General features: G+C 71.3%; 17 protein-coding genes. 9 read left to right on the top strand and 8 right to left on the bottom strand.

All coding sequences use genetic code 11. The features are described 5' to 3' along the window. Positions 1 to 33: 33 nt before the first annotated feature. From AC1G9L_RS07030 to mrcB, 5 genes are all read right to left on the bottom strand, one after another. Complete coding sequence (locus AC1G9L_RS07030; protein WP_019800231.1) at positions 34 to 954, bottom strand: ADP-ribosylglycohydrolase family protein; 921 nt, start codon at positions 952 to 954, stop codon at positions 34 to 36. Continuing rightward, complete coding sequence (tsaB, locus tag AC1G9L_RS07025) at positions 951 to 1,655, bottom strand: tRNA (adenosine(37)-N6)-threonylcarbamoyltransferase complex dimerization subunit type 1 TsaB (RefSeq protein ID WP_481070566.1); 705 nt, start codon at positions 1,653 to 1,655, stop codon at positions 951 to 953. Before tsaB ends, AC1G9L_RS07030 begins: the two co-directional genes overlap by 4 nt. A 61-nt stretch (positions 1,656 to 1,716) precedes the next feature. After that, positions 1,717 to 3,720, bottom strand: coding sequence for a DNA repair helicase YoaA (gene yoaA, locus AC1G9L_RS07020; protein WP_481070565.1), 2,004 nt, complete (start codon positions 3,718 to 3,720; stop codon positions 1,717 to 1,719). 163 nt (positions 3,721 to 3,883) lie between these two features. Then, positions 3,884 to 4,405 (bottom strand): tetratricopeptide repeat protein, encoded by a 522-nt coding sequence (locus AC1G9L_RS07015; protein WP_481070564.1) that lies wholly within the window; start codon positions 4,403 to 4,405, stop codon positions 3,884 to 3,886. A 23-nt stretch (positions 4,406 to 4,428) separates the two neighbouring features. After that, positions 4,429 to 6,861, bottom strand: coding sequence for a penicillin-binding protein 1B (gene mrcB / locus AC1G9L_RS07010; protein ID WP_267114506.1), 2,433 nt, complete (start codon positions 6,859 to 6,861; stop codon positions 4,429 to 4,431). A 93-nt stretch (positions 6,862 to 6,954) separates the two neighbouring features. On the opposite strand from mrcB, the gene AC1G9L_RS07005 reads away from it, so the two are divergent. Then, complete coding sequence (locus AC1G9L_RS07005; RefSeq protein ID WP_019802212.1) at positions 6,955 to 9,051, top strand: glycosyltransferase; 2,097 nt, start codon at positions 6,955 to 6,957, stop codon at positions 9,049 to 9,051. Positions 9,052 to 9,303: 252 nt separating this feature from the next. On the opposite strand, the gene AC1G9L_RS07000 is transcribed toward AC1G9L_RS07005, so the two are convergent. Both AC1G9L_RS07000 and AC1G9L_RS06995 read right to left on the bottom strand, forming a co-directional pair. Beyond that, positions 9,304 to 10,734, bottom strand: a complete 1,431-nt coding sequence (locus AC1G9L_RS07000; protein ID WP_481071044.1) for a hypothetical protein — start codon at positions 10,732 to 10,734, stop codon at positions 9,304 to 9,306. A gap of 184 nt (positions 10,735 to 10,918) precedes the next feature. Then, complete coding sequence (locus tag AC1G9L_RS06995) at positions 10,919 to 13,075, bottom strand: RelA/SpoT family protein (protein WP_481070563.1); 2,157 nt, start codon at positions 13,073 to 13,075, stop codon at positions 10,919 to 10,921. Here AC1G9L_RS06995 and pqqA point away from each other — a divergent pair. The 8 genes from pqqA to AC1G9L_RS06955 all read left to right on the top strand — a co-directional run bounded on the left by pqqA (position 13,065) and on the right by AC1G9L_RS06955 (position 20,469). Further along, the gene (gene pqqA, locus AC1G9L_RS06990; RefSeq protein ID WP_481070562.1) at positions 13,065 to 13,415 is read left to right on the top strand and encodes a pyrroloquinoline quinone precursor peptide PqqA; all 351 of its coding nucleotides are present in this window, start codon (positions 13,065 to 13,067) and stop codon (positions 13,413 to 13,415) included. The genes AC1G9L_RS06995 and pqqA overlap by 11 nt on opposite strands. 64 nt (positions 13,416 to 13,479) lie before the next feature. Continuing rightward, positions 13,480 to 14,379 carry a pyrroloquinoline quinone biosynthesis protein PqqB gene (gene pqqB, locus AC1G9L_RS06985; RefSeq protein WP_481070561.1) on the top strand — a complete coding sequence of 300 codons (900 nt, stop codon included), beginning with the start codon at positions 13,480 to 13,482 and terminating at the stop codon, positions 14,377 to 14,379. Positions 14,380 to 14,413: 34 nt separating this feature from the next. Continuing rightward, on the top strand, positions 14,414 to 15,160 hold the full coding sequence (pqqC, locus tag AC1G9L_RS06980; protein ID WP_019800047.1) for a pyrroloquinoline-quinone synthase PqqC: 747 nt from the start codon (positions 14,414 to 14,416) through the stop codon (positions 15,158 to 15,160). After that, a complete protein-coding gene (gene pqqD / locus AC1G9L_RS06975) occupies positions 15,157 to 15,435 on the top strand; it encodes a pyrroloquinoline quinone biosynthesis peptide chaperone PqqD (protein WP_481070560.1) in 279 nt (92 codons plus the stop codon). Before pqqC ends, pqqD begins: the two co-directional genes overlap by 4 nt. Continuing rightward, a complete protein-coding gene (pqqE, locus tag AC1G9L_RS06970; RefSeq protein ID WP_481070559.1) occupies positions 15,432 to 16,553 on the top strand; it encodes a pyrroloquinoline quinone biosynthesis protein PqqE in 1,122 nt (373 codons plus the stop codon). Before pqqD ends, pqqE begins: the two co-directional genes overlap by 4 nt. Positions 16,554 to 16,650: 97 nt before the next feature. After that, a complete protein-coding gene (locus AC1G9L_RS06965) occupies positions 16,651 to 17,163 on the top strand; it encodes a hypothetical protein (protein ID WP_019801933.1) in 513 nt (170 codons plus the stop codon). A 17-nt stretch (positions 17,164 to 17,180) separates the two neighbouring features. Next, positions 17,181 to 18,950 carry a chloride channel protein gene (locus AC1G9L_RS06960; protein WP_481071042.1) on the top strand — a complete coding sequence of 590 codons (1,770 nt, stop codon included), beginning with the start codon at positions 17,181 to 17,183 and terminating at the stop codon, positions 18,948 to 18,950. A gap of 496 nt (positions 18,951 to 19,446) precedes the next feature. After that, complete coding sequence (locus tag AC1G9L_RS06955; RefSeq protein WP_019798968.1) at positions 19,447 to 20,469, top strand: IS5 family transposase; 1,023 nt, start codon at positions 19,447 to 19,449, stop codon at positions 20,467 to 20,469. A 323-nt stretch (positions 20,470 to 20,792) separates the two neighbouring features. Here the strand turns inward: AC1G9L_RS06955 and hrpA are convergent, their stop codons facing one another. Next, the gene (hrpA, locus tag AC1G9L_RS06950) at positions 20,793 to 24,923 is read right to left on the bottom strand and encodes an ATP-dependent RNA helicase HrpA (RefSeq protein WP_481070558.1); all 4,131 of its coding nucleotides are present in this window, start codon (positions 24,921 to 24,923) and stop codon (positions 20,793 to 20,795) included. Position 24,924 lies beyond the last annotated feature (1 nt).

The following is a 24,924-nucleotide window of genomic DNA, read 5'->3' as shown; positions in this document are numbered from 1 at the left end:
GCTGGCCGCTGGCGGTCGGCACCCAGCCTGACGTCACTGCGTCAGGCTGGCTGAATATAGGCGATCGGCTAATGCCACGATCTCCGCGGCATCCTGCACCCGCGCGCGCCATGCCGCGGGGATGCCATGCAAGCTGTAGAACGCGCCAGCCAACTGCCCGCAGATCGCGGCCGTGGTGTCGGCGTCGTCGCCGAGATTGGCCGCACGCAGCACCGCATCGGCGAAATTGTCGGTGGTCGCGAAGCACCACAGCGCCGCCGACAGCGCATCGACCACGTAGCCGGTGCCGCGGATCTGCGCCGCCGGCACCGCCGCATGGTCGCGGTCGACCAGCCCACGCAGGGCCGGGGTCTGCATCGGCGGCGCACCGGTTGGCTGCAGCACCTGCGCATGGTCCTCGCCCAGCAAGGCGGCACGCAGTTGGAACGCGAACAGCCGGCTGGCGTCCAGCACCTCGCCCGCGGCATGGGTGGTGCGCGAACTGTCGGCGGCACGCGCGGCCAGTTCGTCGGGGCGCTGCGCGTAGAACATCGCCACCGGCGCCAGTCGCATCAGCGCGCCGTTGCCGGCCGCGCGCGGATCGTCGCTGCCACTGAACGCCGGCCCGCCCTGCAGATACCGCTCCAGCGCGGCGCGCACGGTGTTGCCGATGTCGAAGCACGTGCCGGTGCTGCTCAGATAGCCGTGCCGGTACCAGTTGCAGTAGCGGTTCATCTGGTCGGCGGCGTCGAAGCCCTGCCGGTACAGCAGGCTGTGCGCCAGGCACAGCGCCATCGAGGTGTCGTCGGTCCACTGCCCCGGCTGCAGCTCGAACGGGCCGCCGCCGACCATGTCGTCGATCGGCGCAAAACTACCGGGCGCCTTGAATTCCAGCGTCGTCCCAATCGCATCGCCCACCGCCAGACCCAGCAGGCAACCGCGGAAGCGGTCGCCGGGCGTCACCGCGGCGCTCATCGTGCGGCCCGCTGCGCCTGTTGCTCGGCCAGGGTCAGGGCAACGTTGTCGCGCAGGTAGGCCGGCTCGGCGCGCTCCGGCGCGATGCCTTCGCCGCGCGCGTACGCGGCCGCGGCCAGGGTCAGCACGTCGGCGGCATGCGGCAGCGCCTGCGCGTCGGCGCTGCGCCAGTGCGCGCCGAAACGGCGCTGCATGGTGCCATCGACCGCGGCCAGACCGGTGCCGACCGCGGTCCAGGCCGCTTCCGGCTCGGGCAGCACGAAGGCCTCCGGATTCATCACCTGCTCCGCGGTCAGCGCCTGCAGGCCGCCATCGGCCTGGCGCGCGTAGGCCGCGGTGTAGACCTCGCCCATGCGCGCGTCGATCGCCGCCAGCACCCGCGGCGCATCAGCCGGCGCGCGCAGCGCCAGCACCTGCAGCGTGGACACCGGCAGCACCGGCAGGTCTAGGGCCAGGGCGATGCCCTGTGCCACGGCGATCGCCAGGCGCACGCCGGTGAACGCGCCGGGGCCACGGCCGAAGGCCACCGCATCGAGCTGGCGGCGGCCGATGCCGGCCTCGGCGAGCAATTGCTCGGCCCACGGCAGCGCCAGTTCGGCATGCCGCCGCGGCGCCAGGTCGAAGCGCTCCAGCACGCGGTCGCCGACCATGACGGCGACGGAGCAGGCTTCGGTGGAGGTTTCGAAGGCGAGCAGATTCATTCGGGAGCCGGGATTGGGGATGCGGGATTGGGGATTCGCAAAAGCAGGAGCGGCGCGGCGGCTAGTCGGATGGCGACATGCCGGCCTCGGGATTATCGCCCGGCGGCGGGGCTTCGGCGGCGAAGAACTGGCGGACGTCCTCCACGTCGCGGGTGCGGGCAAACGGCGGCAGCGACTCCAGGAAGGTGCGGCCGTAGGACTTGGACAGCAGGCGCGGGTCGCACAGCACCAGCACGCCGCGGTCGCGCTCGCTGCGGATCAGGCGGCCCACGCCCTGCTTGAGCGCGATCACCGCCTGCGGCAACTGCTCCTCGCGGAACGGATTGCCGCCGTCGCGGCGGATCGCCTCCAGGCGCGCCTCGAACACCGGATCGTCGGGCGCGGCGAACGGCAGCTTGTCGATCACCACCACGCTCAGCGCATCGCCGACCACGTCCACGCCCTCGCGAAAGCTGGCCGAGCCGAGCAGCACGCCGTTGCCGGAGGCGCGGAAGCGATCGAGCAAGGTCGCGCGCGGTGCCTCGCCCTGCACGAACAGCGGCCAGGGCCCGTCGCGCAGCGCCTCGGCCGCCTCGCGCAGCGCGCGGTGCGAGGCGAACAGCAGGAAGGCGCGGCCCTGCGAGGCCTCCAGCACCGGCTGCAACGCGGCGATCAGCGCCGTGCCGAAGCCGCGAGCGGCGGGGTCGGGCAACGCCGGCAGGTAGCACAGCGCCTGCCGCGCCCAGTCGAACGGGCTGGGCTGCAGCAGGGTCATCGGATCGCGCAGGCCCAGGCGGGTGGCGATGTGCTCGAACTCGCCCTTCACCGCCAGCGTCGCCGAGGTGAACACCCAGGCCGCGTGCGAGGCCTCGCGGTGCGCGCGCAGCGGCCCGGACACGTCCAGCGGCGTGCGCTGGCAGCGGAAGCCGCGCGGGGTCAGCTCGTACCACAGCACATCGTTCGACGGCGCGTCCGCTTCCGGTTCGGCCTCGAAGTCCGGGATCGGCGCATCCTCGCCGAGCCAGCGGCCCAGCCGCGTGCACAGTTCGCGCGCGCGCGCCGCGCAGGCGTCGAAGCCGGGCGAGGCCTCGCGCAGCACCGCCAGCGGTTCCTGCAGCCGCGCCAGATCGGCCAGCAGCGCATCGAAACCGTCGCGCACCTGCGGCTTGGCCAGCAGCCGCCACTGCGTGCCGCGCGCCGGCAGCCCTTCCATCGCCGCGCGCAGTTCGCGCAGGGTCTGTTCCAGCGCCTGCGCCGGCGCCTGCAGGCTGGCCAGCGCGCCGGCGACATTGCGGCTCTCGGCCAGGCAGTCGCGCGCCAGTTCCTGCAGCGGGCGCATGCCGAAACCTTCGCCGAAGAAGTTCGCCGCCAGCTCCGGCAATTGGTGCGCCTCGTCGATCACGAAGGCCTGTGCGCCGGGCAGGATCTCGCCGAAGCCTTCCTGTTTCAGCGCCAGGTCGGCCAGCAGCAGGTGGTGGTTGACCACCACCAGGTCGGCCGCCTGCGCGCGCTGCCGCGCCTGCACCACGAAACACTCGCCCCAGAACGGGCATTCGGTGCCCAGGCAGTTGTCCACGGTGGAGGTGACCAGCGGCAGCAGCGGCGAGTCGTCGGCCAGCGCATCCAGTTCGGCGATGTCGCCGAAGCGGGTGCGCCCGCTCCAGGCGACGATGCGCTGGAACTGCGCCACCTGCTCGCGCGCGGTGAACCGCGGCTCGCCGCGGGCCTGCTGCAGGCGGTACTTGCACAGATAGTTGGCGCGTCCCTTCAGCAGCGCACTGCTCAGGCCCACGCCCAGCGCCGCCCGCACCCGCGGCAGATCGCGGTGGTAGAGCTGGTCCTGCAGCGCGCGGGTGCCGGTGGAGACGATGGTTTTCAGCCCCGACAACAGCGCCGGCACCAGGTACGCATAGGTCTTGCCGGTGCCGGTGCCGGCCTCGGCCAGCAGCACGTCGCGCTGCTCGAACGCCTCGGCGATCGCCGCGGTCAACCGCAACTGCGCCGGCCGCGGCACGAACGCATCGAGCTGACGCGCAAGCGCCCCGCCTTCACTGAGGGCTTCGGTGCTTGCGTGAGCTAACGACATGGGAATGGGGAGTCGGAAATAGGGAATGGTTAGAGCAGCAGCGCTACCCGCTCACTGTCACGGCCGCCGGCAGAGCGGGAAGATCGAACGCCGCCAGGGTGACGAGCCGCCAGAAACGCAGCTTTTACCCATTCCCCATTCCCGACTCCCCATTCCCGGCCCTTTAGTACCTCTTGATCCCCGGCACCGTGCACCCGGCGATCTGCGCGTGCGCCGAGGCGGCGTTTTCCTTCTGCCCGCGTGCCAGGCGTGCCTGTTCGATGGTCGCCCAGTGGCGGCGGCACAGCGGGCCGGTCTGCGAGCCGAGGTCGATGGCGCGCTTGGCGAAGGCTTCGGCCTGGGCGTCGTCCTTCTGCAGCAGCGCCACTTCGGCGCGGTCCTGCAGCAGCGCCGGGTCGTCCGGCACCAGCTTCAGCGCCTGGTCCAGCGCCGCGGCGGCGCCGGCCAGGTCGCCGGCGCTGCGCTTGCGCTTGGCGCTCTCGCGCAGGTCCTCCACTTCCGGATCGCGCAGCGGCTGTACGCTCAGTTCGGTGTCGTCGGCACCGCCGCTGGCGTCGATCGCGGCGATGCGCTGCGCCGGCGTGGTGGTGTCCACCGGCGCAGCCGGGGGCGGCGGCGGCGGGGCGCTGACGCAGGAGGCGAGCAGCAGGCTGAGGGCGGCGATGGCGGGAAGACGTGGGGGCATGAGCGGTATCCGGGATCCGGGAATCAATGCGCCGGCGGCGGCGCGGCCGCGTCGGCAGGCGGGTCTTTCTTCTTGTCCAGGCCGAACCAGCTGCGCCAGCCGCCGCCCTGGTGCTCGCCCTCGGCGGGGGCGGCTTCTTCCGGCAGCGCCTGCGGCGGCGTGCACGCGGCATACGCCGGCACGAAGCCGACCACGAACGGGAACTGGCGCGCGCCGGGGCAGCTCGGGTCGGTGCTGTTGTACCCCACCGGGTCCATCCACTGCCAGTCGATGCCCTTGCCCTGCACCTGCAGCGGCGCGCTCGGCAGGCGCGAGAAGATGCCCGACCACACCCGCATCGCGCCGGTGGCGCCGTACAGGCCGGTCTGCTTGTTCTGGTCGTTGCCGATCCAGATCACCGCCAGGTGATCGCCGGTGTAGCCGGCATACCAGCTGTCCACGCCGTCGTTGCTGGTGCCGGTCTTGCCGGCCGGCGACAGCTTGCCCAGGCCATCGCTGAGCAACTGCCGCGCGGTGCCGTTGCTGACCACCTGCTGCAGCGCCATGCCGACCAGGTTGGCGGCGATGGAATCGCCCTCCTGCGCCGGCGCCGGGGTCTTGTCGTAGCGCTTCAGAAGCTTGCCCTGCGGATCGAGCACGCCGCGCACCGCATGCAGTGGCTGGATCTCGCCACCGGAGGCCAGGAACTGGTACAGCTGCGCCATCGCGTACGGGCTCTGGTCGGTGGCGCCGAGGATCAGCGAGGGATTGACCTCTGCCTCGATGCCGGCCAGCACCTTCACCAGTTGCGCCACGCGCTCCGGCCCGACCTGCATGCCGACGCGCACCGTGGCCTGGTTGTAGGAATGCGCCAGCGCATCGACCACCCGCACCGTGCCATGGCTGCGACCATCGGAATTGCCCGGGCTCCAGGTGCGGCCGCGGCCCAGTTGCACGGTGACCGGCGTGTCGTCGACCCAGCTGGCCAGCGAAAAACGGTCCGGCTGCGCCAGCGCCAGCAGGTACACGAACGGCTTGAGCAGCGAACCGACCTGGCGCTGCGCCTCGATCGCGCGATTGAAGCCGGGCTGGGCCACGTCGCGGCTGCCGACCACCGCCAGCACCTCACCGTTGTGGGTGTCGGTGAGCACCAGCCCGGCCTGCAGCGGCGGGCGCTTCTTGTTGGTCTCCAGCGCGGTAATGGTGCGGGTCACCGCGCCCTCGGCGTACGCCTGCGCCGACGGCGACATGCCGGTGAGCACGCTCAGGCCGGCGCCCTGCAGCGCGCTTTCGGGGTAATCGCGCGCCAGCTGGCGCCGCACCAGGTCAACATAGGCGGGGAAGCGGTTGGCCGCGACCAGGCCGGGTTCGGCCGGCACGCCCAGCGGCGCGGCCAGCGCCTTGCGGTAGGTGGGTTCGTCGATCAGCTCGCTCTCGCGCAGCTTGCCCAGCACGAAGTTGCGCCGGTCCAGCGCGCGCTCGGGGTAGCGCCGCGGGTCGTAGTAGGACGGCCCCTTGACCAGGCCGATCAGCAGCGCCACCTGCTCCGGCGCCAGCGCGTCGAGTTCGCGGCCGAACCAGAACTCCGCACCCGAGGCCACGCCATGCACCGCCTGGCTGCCGCGCTGGCCCAGGTACACCTGGTTCAGATACGCCTCGAGGATGGTGCGCTTGTCGTAGCGCGCCTCCATGATCAGCGCGTACAGGATCTCGTTGAACTTGCGGGTGACGGTCTGTTCCTTGCCGATGCCGAGCAGGCCGCTGCGCGCCAGCTGCTGGGTCAGGGTGCTGGCGCCCTGCCGGCTCTTGCCGCCGGAGCGCACCATCACCCAGGCCGCACGGACCATGCCGCTGAGGTCGATGCCGTGGTGCGAATTGAAGTCGCGGTCCTCGACCGCCTGCAAGCCGGTGACCAGCAGTTCCGGCACCTCGTCCACGCGCACCAGGCGCCGCTCTTCCTGCTTCTGCCCGTACAGCGTGGCGATGCGCGCCGGATCCAGCCGCGCGGCCTTGAGCGCCTTGCGCGTCTGCGCATCGCGCAGCGCCACCACGCGCCCGCCGGCCAGGCCCACCTCGATGCGCCGCGGCGCAACCCGCCCGTCGACGTCGACGTAGCCGCGGCTGGCGATGGTGAAGCGGCTGCCGTCCTGCTGGTAGCTGCCGGGGCGCTCGGCACCGGCGTCGGCGCGATAGCTGGCGGCATCGAGTTCGGTCTTCAGCGTCTGCGGGTCCATCGCCGTGTCCGGCGCCAGCACCAGCGGCCGCGCGTACACGCGGGTGGGAATCTGCCAGCGCAGTTCGCCGAAACGCTGGGTGACCTGTTTGTTCAGATAGACCGTGTACGGAATCAGGAAGCCCAGGCCGAGTGCGGCGGCGGCCAGGCCCCAGGTAAGCAGGCGCCTGCGCCATACGGCGGCGGGGCTGTCCAGGGCGTCGTCCTGATCGTCGGTGTCGTGATCGTCGTAGCGTCGGGGCACGGGAATGCGAGAATGTAAATTCCGCCGAGTCTAGCGCAGCCCAGCGGGCAGCGCGGCGCGACGGCCTCTTCGTTTAAGTTGGAGTGGTACCGGATGTCGATGTCGTGGGCGAATGCGCGCTACGCCCTGAACCGCCTGGCCGGCCTGGTCCGGCGCGGCCTGACCAGCCTGCGCACGCGCGGCTGGCGCAGCACCTGGGAGCGGTTGCGCGTGCATGCGCAACCGCTGCCGCCGCCGCAGCGCGCGCTGTTCGCGGTGCAAGCGGCGCCGTTCGCGCCGTTCGCCGTACCGAACAGTCCCGCGCCGCTGGTCAGCATCGTGATCCCGGTCTACAACCACGTCGCGCATACCCTCGCCTGCCTGCGTGCGCTGGCCGCGCATCCACCGGCCGCGCCCTGCGAGATCCTGGTGATCGACGACGGCAGCAGCGACGACACGCCACAGTGGCTGCCGCAGGTGGTCGGCCTGCACTACCACGTACGCGAGCGCAACGGCGGCTTCATCGCCACCTGCAACGACGGCGCTGCGCGCGCGCAGGGCCGCTACCTGGTGTTCCTCAACAACGACACGGTGCCGCAGCCGGGCTGGCTGGACGCGTTGCTGGACACGTTCGCGCAGCTGCCGCAGGCCGGCCTGGTCAGCGCGCAACTGCTGTATCCCGACGGCCGCCTGCAGGATGCCGGCGGGGTGGTCTTCGCCGACGGCAGTGCCTGGAGCTACGGCCGCTTCGAATCGCCCGACGATCCGCGCTATGCCTACCTGCGCGACGTCGACTACGGCAGCGGCGCGGCGCTGGCGATCGAGCGCGCGCGCTTCCTGGCGCTGGGCGGTTTCGACACGCGCTACATGCCGGCGTACTACGAGGACACCGACCTGGCTTTCGCGGTACGCGCCGCCGGCTTGCGCACGCTGGTGCAGCCGGCCAGCCGCGTGGTGCACGACGAGGGCACCAGCAACGGCACCGACACCGGCAGCGGGATCAAGGCCTACCAGGTGCGCAATCGTGCGGTCTTCGCCGCCAAGTGGGCCGAGGTATTGCCGCAACACCTGCAACCCGGCGAGGTACCGACGCCAACGCTGCTGCATCGCCGGCAGCGCCAGGTACTGATCCTGGACGAAGCGCTGCCGCAGCCGGACCGCGATTCCGCCTCGCTGCGCCAGCTCAACCTGATCCGCCTGCTGCTCGAGGAAGGCGCGCACGTGGTGTTCGTGCCCAGCGAGCGCAGCTATGCCAGCCGCCATAGCGAGACCCTGCAACGGCTCGGCGTGGAGGTGTGGTACGCGCCGTACCTGAAGAACCTGACCTGGTTCCTGCAGCAGCACGGCGCACGCTTCCACAGCGTGCTGCTGGTGCGCCACCACGTCGCCCATGCCTGCCTGCCGCTGCTGCGCCGGTTCGCGCCGCAGGCACGGCGCCTGTTCGACACCGTGGACCTGCACTACTTGCGCGAACGCCGTGGTGCCGAACTCGCCGGCGACGCGCGCCTGCTGCGCGAGGCCGAGCGCACCCGCGCGCGCGAACTGGAGGTGATGGCACAGGTCGACGTGACCGTGCTGGTCAGCGCGGTCGAACGCGAACAGTTGCAGCGCGAGGCGCCGCAGGTGCGCACGGCGCTGATCTCGAACCTGCACGAGGTCGCCGGCCCCGGCCTGCCGTGGGCGCAGCGCCGCGACCTGGTGTTCGTCGGCGGCTTCCGCCATGCGCCCAACGTGGACGCGGTGCGCTGGTTCCTGCAGGAGGTGTTTCCGGCGGTGCGCCTGCGCCTGCCGGAGGTGCGCTTCCACTGCATCGGCGCGGACATGCCGGAGGACATCCGCCGCCTCGGCGAGGCCACCGCCGGCGTCGAGCTGCTCGGCCACGTCCCCGAGATCGCCGCCTACATGGACGGCATGCGCATCGCCGTGGCGCCGCTGCGCTTCGGCGCGGGGGTCAAGGGCAAGGTCAACCTCAGCATGGCCCATGGCCAACCGGTGGTGGCCACCGCCTGCGCGGTGGAAGGCATGCACCTGCGCGATGGCGAGGACGTGCTGATCGCCGACGACCCCGCCGCGTTCGCCGACGCCATCGCGCAGCTGTACGCCGATCCGGCGCTGTGGCAACGGCTGTCCGACAACGGCCTGCGCAACATCGAAACCCACTTCTCGCTGGATGCCGCCCGCGCCACGGTGCGCGAGGCGTTCCTGGCCTGAGCGGCGGTGGCACGCCGTGGCCGATCGCGTCGGGACTGAAGTCCCTCCCACAACGGTGCTGCAGGCATTGCCGCCATGGCAGGCACCCGGCAGGCGCTGTCGCACCCCCACGCGGGCACGGCAAACCAGGACGCACGCAGCCGCGGAGATACAACTGATCGCCGGAATCGCTCAGCGCCCCCCTGTGGGAGGGACTTCAGTCCCGACGCGCCGCACCATCAGCCTGGGGAAGCACCCACTTCACTGCGCCCACTAACGCCCCGGACTGAGGCTGCGCAAACGCCGCTCGAAGGCGGCCAGTTCCGGGGTGGCCGGATCGATCGCGCGGGCACGCTGCAACGCCTGCCGCGCGAACGCGGCATCGCCGCCGCTCAGGCGCTCGTCGCCGACCGCCAGCCAGCGCTGCGCTAGGCGCCGGCGCGCGGTGACCAGGCCATTGCCGCCCGGCGCCAGTGCGCGCCAGGCGTCGTAGCAGGCGCTCGCCGCCAGCACCCGGTTGCCGCGCATGGCATCGTCGAAACAGCGCCGCAGCGCCGCCAGCACGCGCTGCTCGGCCGCGCGCACCCGCGCATCGCGCGGCGCCAGGGTCTGCGCCGCCAGCAAGGTGTCGTAGGCGCTGGCGCCGGGCGGTGTGAGCCAGTCGCCGCGCGCCTCGGCGGCCTGCAGCTCGGCCAGCAGACGCTGCAGGCGCCGCTCGCGCTCGGCCGGCGACACCCGCGAAGGCGGCGTGGCCTGGCTTTGCCGGGCGCGCTGCAACGCCTGCTTCGCATCGGCCAGCGCGCGGCTGTCCGGCGCCAGGGCCTGGCCCTTGCGCAAGGCGCGCTCGGCCTCGCCGAAACGGAAATCGGCGGCGGCACGGCTCGCCTGCAGCGCATAGGCCGCCGCCACCCGCTCCAGGCCGTCGCTGGCGCCGGGGGCATCCGGCACCGCCGCGTGCCACTGCGCAAACGCGTGTGCCGCCGCGTCCAGGCGCTGCCGGCGCAGGGCCTGCTCGGCCTCGCGCTGCAGGCGCTCCAGCGCCCGGTTCAGTTCCGCCTGGGTCTCGGGCAGGTCGACATGCCCGGGGTCATAGCCACGCGCGCGCTCCACCAGCGCCGCGGCGGCAACCAGGTCGCCGCGCGCCAGCGCACTGCGCGCGTGCTGCAGCAGTTCCGACAGCGCATCCTCGCGACCTTCCAGCGCCGCGGTGCGTTCCGGCGCGTACTCCAGCACCCGCTGGTACAGCGGCAGGGCCGCGTCCGGGCCATCGTCCAGATGCCCGTCGCGGCGCGCCTGCGCCGCCCGCTGCAGCAATTGATCGATGCCGGCGTGCGCGGCCTCGCGCGCGCGCAGTGCCGCCTCGATGCGGTCAGCATCGGCGCGCGGCACCTGCAGCGCGCGCGCCAGCGCCAGCGCCTCGCGCGCCTGCGGATAGCGCCCGGCGGCCAGCGCCGCACGCGCCTGCCCCAGTGCCGCACGCCCGGTCGCGGCCAAGCCGATGCGCGCCTGCATGCGGTCGCTGTCCAGCGCCAGCGCGGCTTCGAAGCGCTCGCGCGCGCCGCTGCCGTCGGCGGCGCTGAGCCGGCCCGCGCGCAGTGCCGCGTGGCCCTGATCGAGCAATTGCTGGATACGCGTCTCCGGCCAGATCAGGTCGGCCAGCGGGCGGCGGAACACCACCACGGCCATCCCCAGCACCAGCAGCATCGCCAGCGCCCAGCGCCAGACACGCCGATCGCGCCACAGCGGCACCGGCCGCTGCCTGCGCGTGGGTTCGTCCCTGACGTGATCCGGCGGCATGCTCACCGCGCAAGCTTAGCGTCGGCCCGATGACGAACAGCTGTGCATGGCAACGGCCATCGCCACGGCGGGCGCCCCCGCGGCGCTGCCCTTAGCCCAGCCGCCGCGCCTCGTGCACGCCCGGTAGCGCGTCGAGCTTGCCGAGCAAGGTGGACAGTTGCCCGTAATCGCCGACCTTCAGCCGCAGCCGCAGTTGCGCCAGGCCGCTGTCGCGCACGTTGTCGCTGTTGATCTCCAGCACGTGCGCCTCTTCCTGGGCGATCAGGTTGGTGATGTCCTTGAGCAGCCAGCGCCGGTCCACCGCGCGCACCAGCACGTCGACCTCGTAGCCGCCGCCGGCCTGGCCCCACTCCACCGGCAGCACCCGCTGCGGATGGCTGGCGGCCAGCCGCGCGAACGCCGCGCAGTCGCTGCGGTGCACGGTGACGCCGCGGGTACGGGTGAGATACCCGGCGATCGGCTCGCCGGCCACCGGCTGGCAGCAACGCGCCAGTTGCACCAGCAGATTGCCCACGCCCTGCACGGTGAACTTGGATTTGCCCAGGCCGGTGCGCCGTGCGGTCGGCCGCGGCATGGCCGGCGCCGCCGGCTGCGCCGCGGCACGCTCGGCCTCGTGCAGGGCGCGCCCGACCTGGCTGGGGCCGACATCGCCCAGCGCCACCTGGATGTACAACTCTTCCACGCCATCGGCATGAAACTTCTTCGCCGCCGGCAGCAGGTCGGCCTGCTGCAGTCCCAGGCGCTTGAGCTCGCGCTCCAGCAGTTCCTTGCCGGCCTGCACGTTGCGCGCGCGGTCCAGCTTGTGGAACCAGGCGCGCACCTTGTCGCGCGAGCGTCCGCTGGCCAGGTAACCGTTGGCCGGCAGCAGCCAGTCGCGGCGCGGCTCGGCCTCCTTGCCGGTGAGGATCTCCACGCGGTCGCCGCTGCGCAGCTTGTGGGTCAGCGGCACGATGCGGTTGTTGACCTTGGCGCCGCGGCAGCGGTGCCCGACCATGGTGTGCACGTGGTAGGCGAAATCCAGCGGCGTGGCGCCCTGCGGCAGGTCGATCACCTCGCCCATCGGGGTCAGCGCATAGACCCGGTCCTCGACCAGTTCGGCGTCCAGCGCCCCGGCCAGCCCGCCCTGCTCACCGTCCTGCGACTGTTCCAGCAGCTGCCGCATCCAGGTGATCTTGCGGTCGAAGGCCTTCTCCGCGCCCTTGCCGCCTTCCTTGTACTTCCAGTGCGCGGCCACGCCCAGCTCGGCCTGCGCATGCATGTCGTGGGTGCGGATCTGCACCTCGATCGTGCGCCCTTCCGGCCCGACCACCGCGGTGTGCAGTGAGCGGTAGTCGTTGGCCTTGGGCCGGGCGATGTAGTCGTCGAACTCGCTGGGCACCGGCGCCCACAGCGCATGCACCACGCCCAGCGCGGCGTAGCAGGCGGCGACGTCGTCGACCATCACCCGCACCGCGCGCAGGTCGTACAGCTGGTCGAAGGCCAGGCGCTTCTTCTGCATCTTCCGCCAGATGCTGTAGATGTGCTTGGGCCGCCCGCTGATCTCCGCGCGCAGGCCCTGCTCGGCCAGCGCCGTGGACAGGATCTTCTTGACCGCATCGATGTAGCGCTCGCGCGCCACCCGGCTCTCGTCGACCTCGCGGGCGATGCGCCGGTAGGTGTCCGGCTCTAGGTGCCGGAACGCCAGATCCTCCAGCTCCCATTTCAGCTGCCAGATGCCCAGGCGGTTGGCCAGCGGCGCGTGGATGTCGCGGGTCAGCTGCGCCAGCGCGCGGCGCTGCGCCTCCGGCGCCTTGTCGGCCACGCGCATCTGCGCCAGTTGCCGCGCCAGCAGGATCGGCACCACCCGCAGGTCCTGCACGATCGACAGCAGCAGCCGGCGCAGGCCTTCGCTGTTGCGCCCGGCCTCGCGCCCGGCATGCAGCGCCCACACCGGGTCGGCGGCGTCCTGCGCCTCCAGCAGACCGGCCACCGCCTGCGCCCGCGCCGGTGGCGCCACCGGCAACTGCGGCAACTGTGCGCGCAAGGCCGGTAGGTCGAACAGCAACGCCGCCAGCAGCGACGCCTCGTCGGCCGACAGCAGCGCCAGCGCGTCCAGGGTGTCGGCCAGCACCGGCCACGGCAGCCGCGGCAGCGGCTCGGCCTGTGCCTGCCAGGCCTGCAGCAGCGCCGCGCGCAGGGCGGGCGCCAGGGTCGCGGCCGACGGGCGCTGCAGCAACGCCTCCAGGCCGGAGTGGACGGTGTGGTTCAAGGACGGACGCAGTCGACAAAACGGTGCCGCCTACACTAACGCGCTTGTGCGCGTTCTCACAATTGCGCCGGCCGCGCGCGCGGGGCGTCCGGCGGATACGCACCGCCGCGTCACTGTGATCCGGTTGCGACTTGCGGCGGTTTTACCGGAATTTCACAACCGCCCAAATCCCCGCGCCTATGCTCGACGCGACGGCGACCCGCTGCTGTCTGCATGCGCCGCTGCCGTCGTCCCTGGACCGACTCGAAGAGGAACGCACATGAAGAAGTGGAACAAGCCTGTGATCCGCGAGATCTGCGTCGGCGCGGAAATCAACTGCTACGCCTCCGGCGAGCTCTGACCCGCGCACTCCTCCCTTCCCGCGACCGAAGCGCGACCGGCCAGGCGCCATCAACGGAGACCGGATGCACCTCATCGTTTTGGGATCGGCGGCAGGCGGAGGGCATCCGCAGTGGAACTGCCACACGCCCGCGAGCCAACGCGCGTGGCAGCAACACCCGGGTGCCCAACGCCGTACCCAGGCCAGCATCGCGGTCAGCGTCGACCGCCAGCGCTGGCTGCTGATCAACGCCTCACCCGATTTTCGCCAGCAAGTGCTGGCCACCCCCGCACTATGGCCACAGCGCGACCAGCGCCATTCGCCGATCGAGGCGGTGTTGCTGACCAGCGGCGAGATCGACCATATCGCCGGCCTGCTGTCGATGCGCGAAAGCCAGCGCTTCGACCTGTACGCGAGCAGCCGCGTGCTCGACCTGCTGGCGCAGAACCCGGTGTTCGACGCGCTGCACCCGGCCTACGTGCACCGCCATCCGTTCGCCCTCGACACACCGCTGTCGCTGCTCGGCCTGCAGGTCACGCCGTTCGCGGTGCCGGGCAAGGTGCCGCTGTTCATGGAATCCCGCCACAGCGGCGACCTGGCCGGCTCGGCCGAGGAGACGCTGGGCCTGACCATCGACGACGGCACGCACCGCCTGCACTACATCCCCGGCTGCGCGGCGCTGACCGACGCATTGCGCGAGCGCCTGCGCGGCGCCGAACTGGTGTTCTTCGACGGCACCCTGTGGCGCGACGACGAGCTGGTGCAACTGGGCATCAGCGCCAAGACCGGCCAGCGCATGGGCCACATGAGCATCGACGGCGAGGCCGGCACCCTGCGTGCCTTCGCCGACCTGAGCGTGGCACGCAAGGTCTTCATCCACATCAACACCACCAACCCCATCCTCGACGCCAACTCCGCCGAGCGCGCAACGGTCGCCGCGCACGGTTGGGACGTGGCCCACGACGGCATGGAGATCGCGCTGTGACCCCTGCCGCCCCATCGCCTGCGAGACCGACCCCGTGAGCGCACTGCTGAGCCCGGAACAACTGGAAACCGCGCTGCGCGGGATCGGGGCGCGGCTGTACCACGACCAGCACCCCTTCCACGCCCTGCTGCACAGCGGCCGCCTGAACCGCGGCCAGGTCCAGGCCTGGGCGCTGAACCGCTACGAGTACCAACGCTGCATCCCGCTCAAGGACGCGGCGATCCTGGCGCGGATGGACGACCCGGCGCTGCGCCGGATCTGGCGCCAGCGCATCGTCGACCACGACGGCAGCACCGAGGGCGAAGGCGGCATCGCCCGCTGGCTGCACCTGACCGACGCGCTGGGACTGGACCGCGACCTGGTGCAGTCCGGGCGCGGCCTGCTGCCCGGCACCCGCTTCGCGGTGCAGGCCTACCTGCACTTCGTGCGCGAGAAGAGCCTGCTGGAGGCCATCGCCTCGTCGCTGACCGAGTTGTTCGCGCCCGGCATCATCGGCCACCGCGTCGCCGGCATGCTGCAGCATTACGACTTCGTCTCGCGCGAGGCGCTGGCGTATTTCGAGCATCGCCTGCACGAGGCGCCGCGCGATTCGGACTTCGCCCTGGACTACGTCAAGCGCCACGCCGACACCGTGGAGAAGCAGCAACTGGTGCAGGACGCGCTGCGCTTCAAGTGCGGCGTGCTGTGGTCGCAACTGGATGCGCTGCACTTCGCCTACGTGCAACCGGGCGTGGCCTGGCCGGACGCGTTCGTCCCGGACGCGGCGCAGGCCGCGGCATGAGCGCACTGGACGCCAGCAGCCAACCGCGGCTCGCCGCCGGCGTGCGCCTGCAGCACGACCGCGCGCGCGACCAATGGGTGCTGCTGGCGCCGGAGCGGGTGATCGAACTGGACGCCATCGCCCACGCCATCGTCTCGCGCTGCGACGGCGCGCGCAGCCTGGCGGCGATCGCGGCGGAACTGGCGACCGAATTCGAGGCCGACCCGGCCGAGGTCGAACACGACGTGCGCGAACTGGCGCAGCAGTTGCACGCCAAACGGCTGCTGCGCGCGTGAACGCCTCGGTGCCGCCGCCGCTGTCGATCCTGCTGGAGCTGACCCATCGCTGCCCGCTGGCCTGCCCGTATTGCTCCAACCCGATCGCACTGGCCGGCCTGCGCGAGGAACTGGATACGGCCGGCTGGCGCTCGGCGCTGGACCAGGCCGCGGCGATGGGCGTGCTGCAGGCGCATTTCTCCGGCGGCGAACCGATGCTGCGCAAGGACCTGCCCGCGCTGGTCGCGCATGCACGCGCGCTGGGCCTGTACAGCAACCTGATCACCTCCGGCGTGGCCGGTGGCGCGCCGATGCTGGCGGATCTGGCCGCGGCCGGGCTGGAACACGTGCAACTGAGCGTCCAGGATGCCGACGCCGCCGGCGCCGACCGCATCGCCGGCTACCGCGACAGCCTGGCCAAGAAGCGCGCGTTCACCGCGGCGGTGCGCGCGCTCGACCTGCCGCTGACGATCAATGCGGTGATCCATCGCCACAACGCCGAACGTGTCCCGGCGATGATCGAGCTGGCGCTGGAGCTCGGCGCCGAACGCCTGGAAGTGGCGCACACCCAATACTACGGCTGGGGCCTGCGCAATCGCGCCGCGCTGATGCCGAGCCGCGCGCAGATCGACGCGACCGTGGCCGCGGTGGACGCCGCCCGGCTGCGCCTGCAGGACCGCCTGCACATCGACTTCGTCACCCCCGACTACTACGCGCACCGGCCCAAGGCCTGCATGGGCGGCTGGGGCCAGCGCTTCGTCAACATCTCCCCGCGCGGCGACGTGCTGCCCTGCCATGCCGCCGAGACCCTGCCGGACATGCGCTTCGAGAACCTGCGCACGCGCCCGCTGGCGGCGATCTGGGAAGACGGCGAGGCCTTCGTGCGCTTCCGCGGCAGCGCCTGGATGCCCGAGGTGTGCCAGGGCTGCCCGAAACGCGAGGTCGACTGGGGCGGCTGCCGCTGCCAGGCGCTGGCGCTGAGCGGCGATGCCGCGACCCTGGACCCGGTGTGCGAACGCGCCCCGGCGCACGCGGCGCTGCAGGCGCTGGCACAGCGCGAAGCCGCCGCGCCGGCCCCGGACTTCGTGTACCGGCGGCCGCCACGCGCCACCGCCGTGCCCGCCTCCGCCGACGACTGAATCGGACGCCGACGCGGTCTCGGGCGCGCCCGGCGTCCCGTGCGCGGTCACCGCTTGCGACTACACTACGGCGCATCCCACTGCCCGGATCCCCGCCATGTCCCTCGCGCGTCTCGCTCCCCTGGTCCTGTGCGCGGCGCTCGCCGTGTCCGCCGCCCCCGCGCTCGCCCAGCGCACCGTCTCCGGCGATCTGCAGACGCAGATGTCGCCGCAGGAGTTCAAGGCGGCCGGGTTGGACAAGCTCTCGCCACAGGAGCTGGCCGTGCTGAACGACTGGCTGCAGGGCAAGGTCGCCAAAGAAACCGCGGTGGCGCTGGAAAAGGCCAAGGAAGAGGGCCGCCGCGAGGTGATCACCAAGAACCGCGGCTTCTTCGACTTCGGCAGCGCCGAGCCGATCGAGAGCACCCTGATCGGCGAGTTCTCCGGCTTCGCCAAGGGACGCCACTACGTGCTGGCCAACGGCCAGGAGTGGGAACAGACCGAAGCGGCGAGCCTGCCCGGCGTGCACCTCGCCGCACCCAAGGTGAAGATCACCCCCGGCATCATGGGCGTCTGGTACATGCAGGTCGGCACCTACAACACCCGCGCCAAGGTCCGCCGCGTCAAATAGGGTCGCGCGCCGTGAACATGCGCCCGCGGCCGGGACTGGCCGACGCCTCGCACAGCCTCGCCGACGCGCTGCGCCGGCGCCTGCGCGCCAGCGATGTCTGGTTCATCGCCCTGGCCCTGCTGGTCGGCGTGATCGCCGGCCTGCTGACCCTGTTGCAGAGCAGCCTGGCGCACGGCGCGCAGGCCCTGCTGTACGGCCTGGAGGCCGACGAGCGGCTCAGCGCCATGTCCGAACTGAGCGTGCACCAGTTGCTGGTGCTGCCGCTGGGCGGGCTGCTGGTCGGCCTGCTGGGCATGGCCGCACGCGCGCGCAAGCGGCAACTGGTCGACGCCGTCGAAGCCAACGCGCTGTACGGCGGCCGCATGTCGATGCGCGACAACCTGATCGTCTCCGTGCAGACCCTGTTCTCCAACGGCGTCGGCGCCTCGGTCGGCCTGGAGGCGGCGTACACGCAGATGGGCGCCGGCAGCGGCTCGCACCTGGGCCGGGTGCTGCGACTGCGCCGCGCCGACATCCGCACCCTGGTCGGCGCCGGCGCCGGCGCGGCCATCGCCGCCGCGTTCGGCGCGCCGCTGGCCGGGGCGTTCTACGCCTTCGAGATCGTGATCGGCGCCTACTCGCCGTCGGCGCTGGCACCGGTGGCGGTGGCCTCGCTGGGCGCGGTGTTCGTGTCGCAGTTGGCCGGGGTGCAGCCGTACCTGCTGCCGGCCTCGGCGGCCTCGGCGCTGGAGGCGCGCGACTACGTGCTGTACGCGCTGCTGGGCGTGCTCTGCGCCCTGCTGGCGGTGGCGGTGATGCGCCTGATCGGCGCGATCGAACAGGCGATCAACCGCAGCCCGCTGCCGCGCTGGGCACGCCCGGTGGCCGGCGGCCTGCTGCTGATCCCGTTGGCGCTGATCACCCCGCAGGTGCTGTCCTCCGGACACGGCGCGCTGCACCTGGACCTGACCAGCCCGACCTCGCTGCGCTGGCTGGGCATCCTGTTGCTGCTCAAGTGCCTGGGCTCGGCCATCTCGCTGGGCTTCGGCTTCCGCGGCGGCCTGTTCTTCGCCTCGCTGTTCATGGGCTCGCTGGTCGGCGGGCTGTTCGCCGGCGTGCTGAATCTCGGCAGCGGCATGGCCCTGGTCGACGGCACCGCCGCGTCGCTGGCCGGCATGGCGGCGATGGCCGCCGCGGTGATCGGCGCGCCGATGACCATGGCGATGCTGGTGCTCGAGGGCACCCACGACTTCGTGCTGGCCAGCGCGGTGATGGTGGCGGTGCTGGTGGCCAACACCATCGTCCGGCAGATCTTCGGCTACTCGTTCTCGACCTGGCGCCTGCACCTGCGCGGGGAGACCATCAAGAGCGCGCGCGACGTCGGCTGGGTCAAGCACCTCAGCGCCGGGCGGATGATGCAGAAGGACGTGCATCCGCTGGCCGCCACCACCAGCGTGGCCGAATTCCGCCGCCGCTTCCCGCTCGGCTCGGGCACTCGCGTGGTGCTGGAGGACGAGAGCGGCCATTACGCCGGCCTGGTCACCCTGGCCGCCGCCTACGCCGACGGCGTCAACGCCGACGCGGCCATCGTCGACTACGCCGGCAACCGCGACGTGGCCCTGCCCGCCGACACCGACGTGGTCACCGCCATGCGTCAGTTCGACCTGACCCAGAGCGACGAACTGGCGGTGGTCGACGAGCACGGCAAGGTACTGGGCGTGCTGAGCGAAAGCTTCGTGCGCAAGCGCTATGCCGAGGAACTGGACAAGCGCCAGCGCGAGCTGATGGGCGAGCGGGTGGATGATTGAGGGGCGGGGATTGGAGATTCGCAGGGTTGCTGTCGGCTGAGACATCGAGTGGCGTGATCGCACATCGCTTGTCGTAGGAGCGGCTTCAGCCGCGACGCATGGCGCCACGACGGTCGCGGCTGAAGCCGCTCCTACCCCCGCATCAGCGAGATGCTGCCGAGCAGGCGCTTGGCAATCCAAAAGACGTGCCATTACCGCGCAATTCGCTTGCCCTCCACACGGCGCAACTCTCTTGTGCAAGGGCTTCAGTCCCGACGCTTTTGGCGGCAATGCGTCGTGACTAAAGTCCCTCCCACAACGGTCGCCGTGACCACTCCACGCGCGGCATCTCCCTTTGTGGGAGGGGCTTCAGCCCCGACGCATTACCGCCAGAGCGTCGGTAATACAGCGCACCTTCAACCATCCTGGGGGCATACGCGTAGGAGCGGCTTTAGGGCACCTCTAAAAACCCCACCTTTGGCATCATTGGTCTGGAGAACACGCCGAGGACGCCACGATGATCAGCCTGTTTGCCGGCCACGAACGCGAAGCCAAGCGGCAGCAGATCGGCGATCCTCTGGCTCTGCTGTCACGGCATATCGACTTTGCCGGGATTGCTCACGCCGTAGACGCGAAGCTGTCCTTGGGTACCGGCAAGCGCGGCGGCCGTCCGGCTTGGCCGACGCAGATGATGATCAAGCTGCTGCTGTTGCAGCAGTTGTACAACCTCTCCGACGATGCGCTGGAGTATCAGGTGCTGGATCGGCGCAGCTTCCAGCAATTCCTTGGACTGGAACACAGCGGCAAGGTGCCCGACGCCAAGACGATCTGGGTGTGGCGCGAACGGCTCAAGACCAAGGATCTGATGGGCGACATCAGCACGGCGATCGGTGAGCAATTGCAACGTGCTGGGTTCATTGCCCGCGGCGGTCAGATCATCGACGCCAGCATCGTCAGCGCTCCGATCCAGCGCAACACGCGCGAGGAGAACGCGCAGATCAAGCAGGGCGATGACGTCGGCCAGGACTGGAGTGATGCCAAGCGTGCGCAGAAAGACGTGCAGGCACGCTGGACCAGGAAGCATGGGGTGACGTTCTACGGCTACAAGCTGCACGCCAGCACGGACCGCCGCTGGGGTTTCATCCGCCGCTACGACGTGAGCGCGGCCAACGTGCACGACAGCCGCCACTTCGAGCAGGTGCTGGACCCGGACAACACCGGCCGCACGGTATGGGCCGATAGCGGGTATGCCGATGCAGCGCGAGAAGCAGACCTGAAAAAGCGTGGTTACCGCCCCGCGATCCAACATCAAGGGCAGGCACGCAAGCCCTTGAGCGAGGCAGCAAAGCGCCGGAACCGTCGCATTGCCAAGGATCGGGTGTTCGGCGAGCACCCGTTTGCGCGCTTGGCCCAACAAGGCGGCAAGTTCGTACGCTGCATCGGCTTGGCGCGGGCAAAGGTGGTGATCGGGCTGAAGGTCGCCAGCCATAACGTGATGCGGCTGGCACGGCTACAGGAGCGGGCCATGGTGCCGGCGTGATCGGCTGAGGTGGCCGAGCGGCCACCTCAGCCTCCCAACCACCACGATCAGGCGCCGCTCTGGTGCCGTTGCGACAGATGCTGCCCCTGGCTCCAGGTCGTGGCAGGTTGTTCGAGGTGCCCTTTAGCCGCGACGAGGCCTTGCCGGGAACGCCGTCGCGGCTGAAGCCGCTCCTACAGATGCAATGACGCTTATGACGAACCCGGGTGATGTGACCTCCCTGAAATCCCTTCCACAGAACGCCGCAAACGCGAACACCTCGGCCACGGGCAGCAGGAAACGCACGGGAATCCCGCCACCAATCCCCAATCCCCAATCCCCAATCACCGCAGCAAAGCCACCCGCTGCGCCAGCTTCTTGGCCGAAATGCCGGCACGGGCACCCAATTCCTGAGCAAACAGCGACACGCGCAGTTCTTCCAGATCCCAGCGAAGCGCCTGCCATTCCGGCGTGTCGCCGCGTCCGGCCGCGGCCGCGTCGGCCAGTGCGTCGACGAACGGCTTCAGCTCCAGCATCCGCGCCTGGTCGCGGGCCGGATCGCGCTTGGCGCGCTCGGCGCGCAGGATCATCGCGCGCAGATAGCGCGGGAACTGCGCCAGGGCCGTGGCCGGGGTTTCGCGCAGGAAGCCCGGATGCAGCAAGGCCGCCAGTTGCGCGCGCAGGTCGTCGAGGTTGCCGCTGGCCCAACCCATCAGCGGCGATTCCAGTTGCGGCTTCAGCTCCGCCGCCGCACCCATGATCGCCTCGGCCAGCTTCAGCCGCTCCATGGCCTCGCCGAACAGCTGCTTGGCGGCGGCATCGCGACGCTGGGCGAAACTGTCCGCATCGCGGATCGCCTCCAGCCCCTGCTCCAGCAGCACGTTCAACGCCGTTTCCACCAGGTCGCCGCGCAGGCGTTCCTGCGATTCGATCGCCGCGTACAGCAGGCCGGTCTTGGGCGACACCGGCAACTGCTTGCGTGCCTGCTTGACCTTGTCGGCCAGGGCGATCTCCAGCAACCGGCGCACGCCACGCGGATGCGCGGCCTCGGCCTGCGCGCGGTCGGCGAAGATGCGCAGCGCGGCGCTGTCGCCCTCGTCCACCAGCGCCGGATACGCCGGCACGCCGGCTTCGCCCGGCACCTGCAGCGGAATCGGCGTGGCCGGGAACTCGCGCAGCCCGGTCGCGGCCATGGCGCGGCCAGCGCGCGCGGCGAAGGCCTGCCCGGCCCGCTCGCCGAAGCGCGCGCGCAGCGCGTCCAGGTCGCGCGACTCGGCCAGCACCTTACCGGCCTCGTCGCGCAGGCGCAGGTTCATGCGCAGATGCGGCTCCAGCGTGCCCTCGTCGAACTCCAGGGCACTCAGCGGCGCACCGGTGGCGCGCTGCAGGAAGCGCGCCAGCTCGCCGCGCAGGTCGTCGGCGCTGGGCTGCGGGAACGCCTCGTAGAACGCGCGGGCGAAGTCCGGCGCCGGCACGTAGTTGCGGCGCAGCGCCTTGGGCAGGCTGCGGATCAGCGCCGCCGCCTTGTCGGCGACGAAGCCCGGCGCCAGCCACGACAGCCGCGCCGGATCCAGCGCGTTGAGCAGGTGCACCGGCACTTCCAGGGTCACGCCGTCGTCGGCCGCGCCCGGTTCGAAACGGTAATACAGCGGCAGCCGCGCATCGCCCAGCGGGAAGTACGTGGGATAGCGTTCGGCCGCGCTGCCCTCGCCCGGCAGCAGATCGGCCAGCGACCAGTGCAGCGCGCGCCGCTGCTCCGGCGCCAGCGCCTTCCACCAAGCGTCCAGACCGGAGGCGGAATGGATCTCGCCGGGAATCCGGTCCAGATACCAGCGCGCCTGCCAGTCCTCGTCGGCGACGATGCCGGCGCGGCGCAGCTTGGCCTCTTCCTCGTGCGCCTGCGCCAGCACCTTCTGGTTGTCGGCCACGAAGCTGGCGCGGGTGTTGATCTCGCCCGGCACCAGGCCCTGGCGCACGAACAACTCGTGCGCACCGGGCGGATCGATGCGGCCGTAGTGCACCGGCTTCTTCGGCGCCAGCACCAGCCCGAACAGGCTGATCTGCTCGGAGGCCAGCACCTGCCCCTGCGCGCGCGACCAGTGCGGATCGAAATGCTTGCGCGCCAGCAGGTGCGGCAGCTCGGCGATCACCCAATCCGGTTCGATCGCGGCGTTGGTCAGGCCCCACACCTTCTGCGTGTCCAGCAGCGTCGCCGGCAGCACCCACGGCGGCGGCTTGCGGGCAAGCGCCGAACCGGGGAACAGCAGGAAGCGACGCTGCCGCGGCGCCAGGAAATCGCCCTTCTCGGTGCGGTGGCCGACCTGGGTCGGCAGCCCGGCCAGCAAGGCGCGGTGCAGCGCCTGGTAGGCGGCGGCACGCTCGCGTTCGCTGGCGCGCGGCGCCTCGCCTGCATCGGGTTGCGCCGGCGGCGGGGTCGGCGCCGCCGGTGCGGGCGCGGCCGGCGTGCCGCGACCTTCGCGAGCCAGGCGCGCGGCGCGGTGCAATTGTCCACGGGTCGCACGCGCCGCGGTCTCGGCATCGCGCGCCGGCGCGGGCGCGGAAGCGCCGGCCAGCAGGGGCCGCAGGGAGGCTTCCGCCGGCTCCTCGATCCAGCCCAGCTCCGCGCACAGCAGATGCAGTTGGCGGTGCAGTTCGCGCCACTCACGCATGCGCAGGAAGCCGAGGAAATGCCGTCCGCACCAGTCGCGCAGCTTGGACTGGGTCAGGTCCTCGTGCGCCTGACGGTAACCGTCCCACAGGCGCAGGATGCCGACGAATTCCGAGCGCGTATCGGCGAACTTGGCATGCGCGTTGTCGGCGGCTTCGCGCGCCTCCGGCGGGCGCTCGCGCGGGTCCTGGATGCCCAGGAACGCGGCGATCACCAGCATCGGCCGCAGGCAGCCGTGCTGCTGCGCCGCCACCAGCATGCGCGCCAGCTTCACGTCCACCGGCAGCCGCGCCATCTTGCGGCCGATCTCGGTGAGCTTGCGCAGGCCATGGCGGTCCGGCTCGCCGACCGCGCCCAGCTCCACCAGTTGCTGCCAGCCGTCGGCCACCGCACGCTCGTCCGGCGGCTCCAGGAACGGGAAATCCTCGATCCTTCCCAGCCCCAGCTGCAGCATGCGCAGGATCACCCCGGCCAGGCTGGAGCGGCGGATCTCCGGGTCGGTGAACTCCGGCCGCGCCTGGAAATCGGCCTCGGCGTACAGCCGGTAGCAGATGCCCTCAGCGATGCGGCCGCAGCGACCCTTGCGCTGGTTGGCGCTGGCCTGCGAGATCGGCTCGATGTGCAGGCGGTCGAGCTTCTGCCGCGGGCTGTAGCGCTTGACCCGCGCATAGCCGGGATCGACCACGTAGCGGATCCGCGGCACCGTCAGCGAGGTTTCGGCGACGTTGGTGGCCAGCACCAGCCGCCGCCGTGGGCCCGGATTGAACACCCGGTCCTGATCGGCGTTGGAGAGCCGCGCGTACAGCGGCAGCACCTCGGTCTCGCGGTACTTGCGCCGTTCCAGCGCATGGTGCGCATCGCGGATCTCGCGTTCGCCGGGCAGGAACACCAGCACGTCGCCGCGCGGATCCAGCCGGGTGATTTCGTCGATCGCCGCCACGATCGCCTGGTTGACCGTGCGGTCGCCGGCGTTGTCGCCACTGTCGGCGTCGGCCTCCTCGCCGCCCGCCTCCTCCAGCGGCCTGTAGCGCACCTCCACCGGATAGGTGCGGCCTTCCACGCTGATCACCGGCGCATCGTCGAAATGCGCGGCGAAGCGCGCGGTGTCGATCGTTGCCGAGGTCACGATGACCTTCAGGTCCGGGCGCTTGCGCAGCAGTTGCTTCAGGTAGCCGAGCAGGAAATCGATGTTGAGGCTGCGCTCGTGCGCCTCGTCGACGATGATCGTGTCGTAACTGGACAGCCAGCGGTCGCTGGCGATCTCGGCCAGCAGGATGCCGTCGGTCATGAACTTGATGCGGGTCTGCTCGCCGACGCGGTCGTTGAAGCGCACCTGGAAGCCCACGGTCTCGCCCACCGGCGTGCGCAGCTCCTCGGCCACGCGGCTGGCCACCGCGCGCGCGGCGATGCGCCGCGGCTGGGTGCAGCCGATCATGCCGGCGGCGCCGCGTCCGGCGGCCAGGCACAGCTTGGGCAACTGCGTGGTCTTGCCCGAGCCGGTCTCGCCGGCGATCACCACCACCTGGTGCTCGCGGATCAGCGCGACGATGCGCTCGGCCTCGCGCGCGATCGGCAGTTGCGGATCCAACGTGATCGCCGGCTGCTGCGCCGCGCGCGCGGCGCAACGCGCCTGCGACGCCTGCAGCGCGTGCTCGAACGCCGTCTCCAGCGCGGCATTGCCGGGCGCGGCCTGCCAGCGCGACCATAGGCCCAGCAGGCGGCCACGGTCGCGGGTCAGCGCGCCGTCGATCGCGGCGCGGCGTTCGCGCAGGCGTGCCGGCACGGTAGGTTTTTCGATAGCGTTCATC

It is taken from the genome of Xanthomonas sp. NCPPB 1132, assembly GCF_056629235.1.
This window is presented reverse-complemented; position numbering and strand designations above follow the sequence as displayed.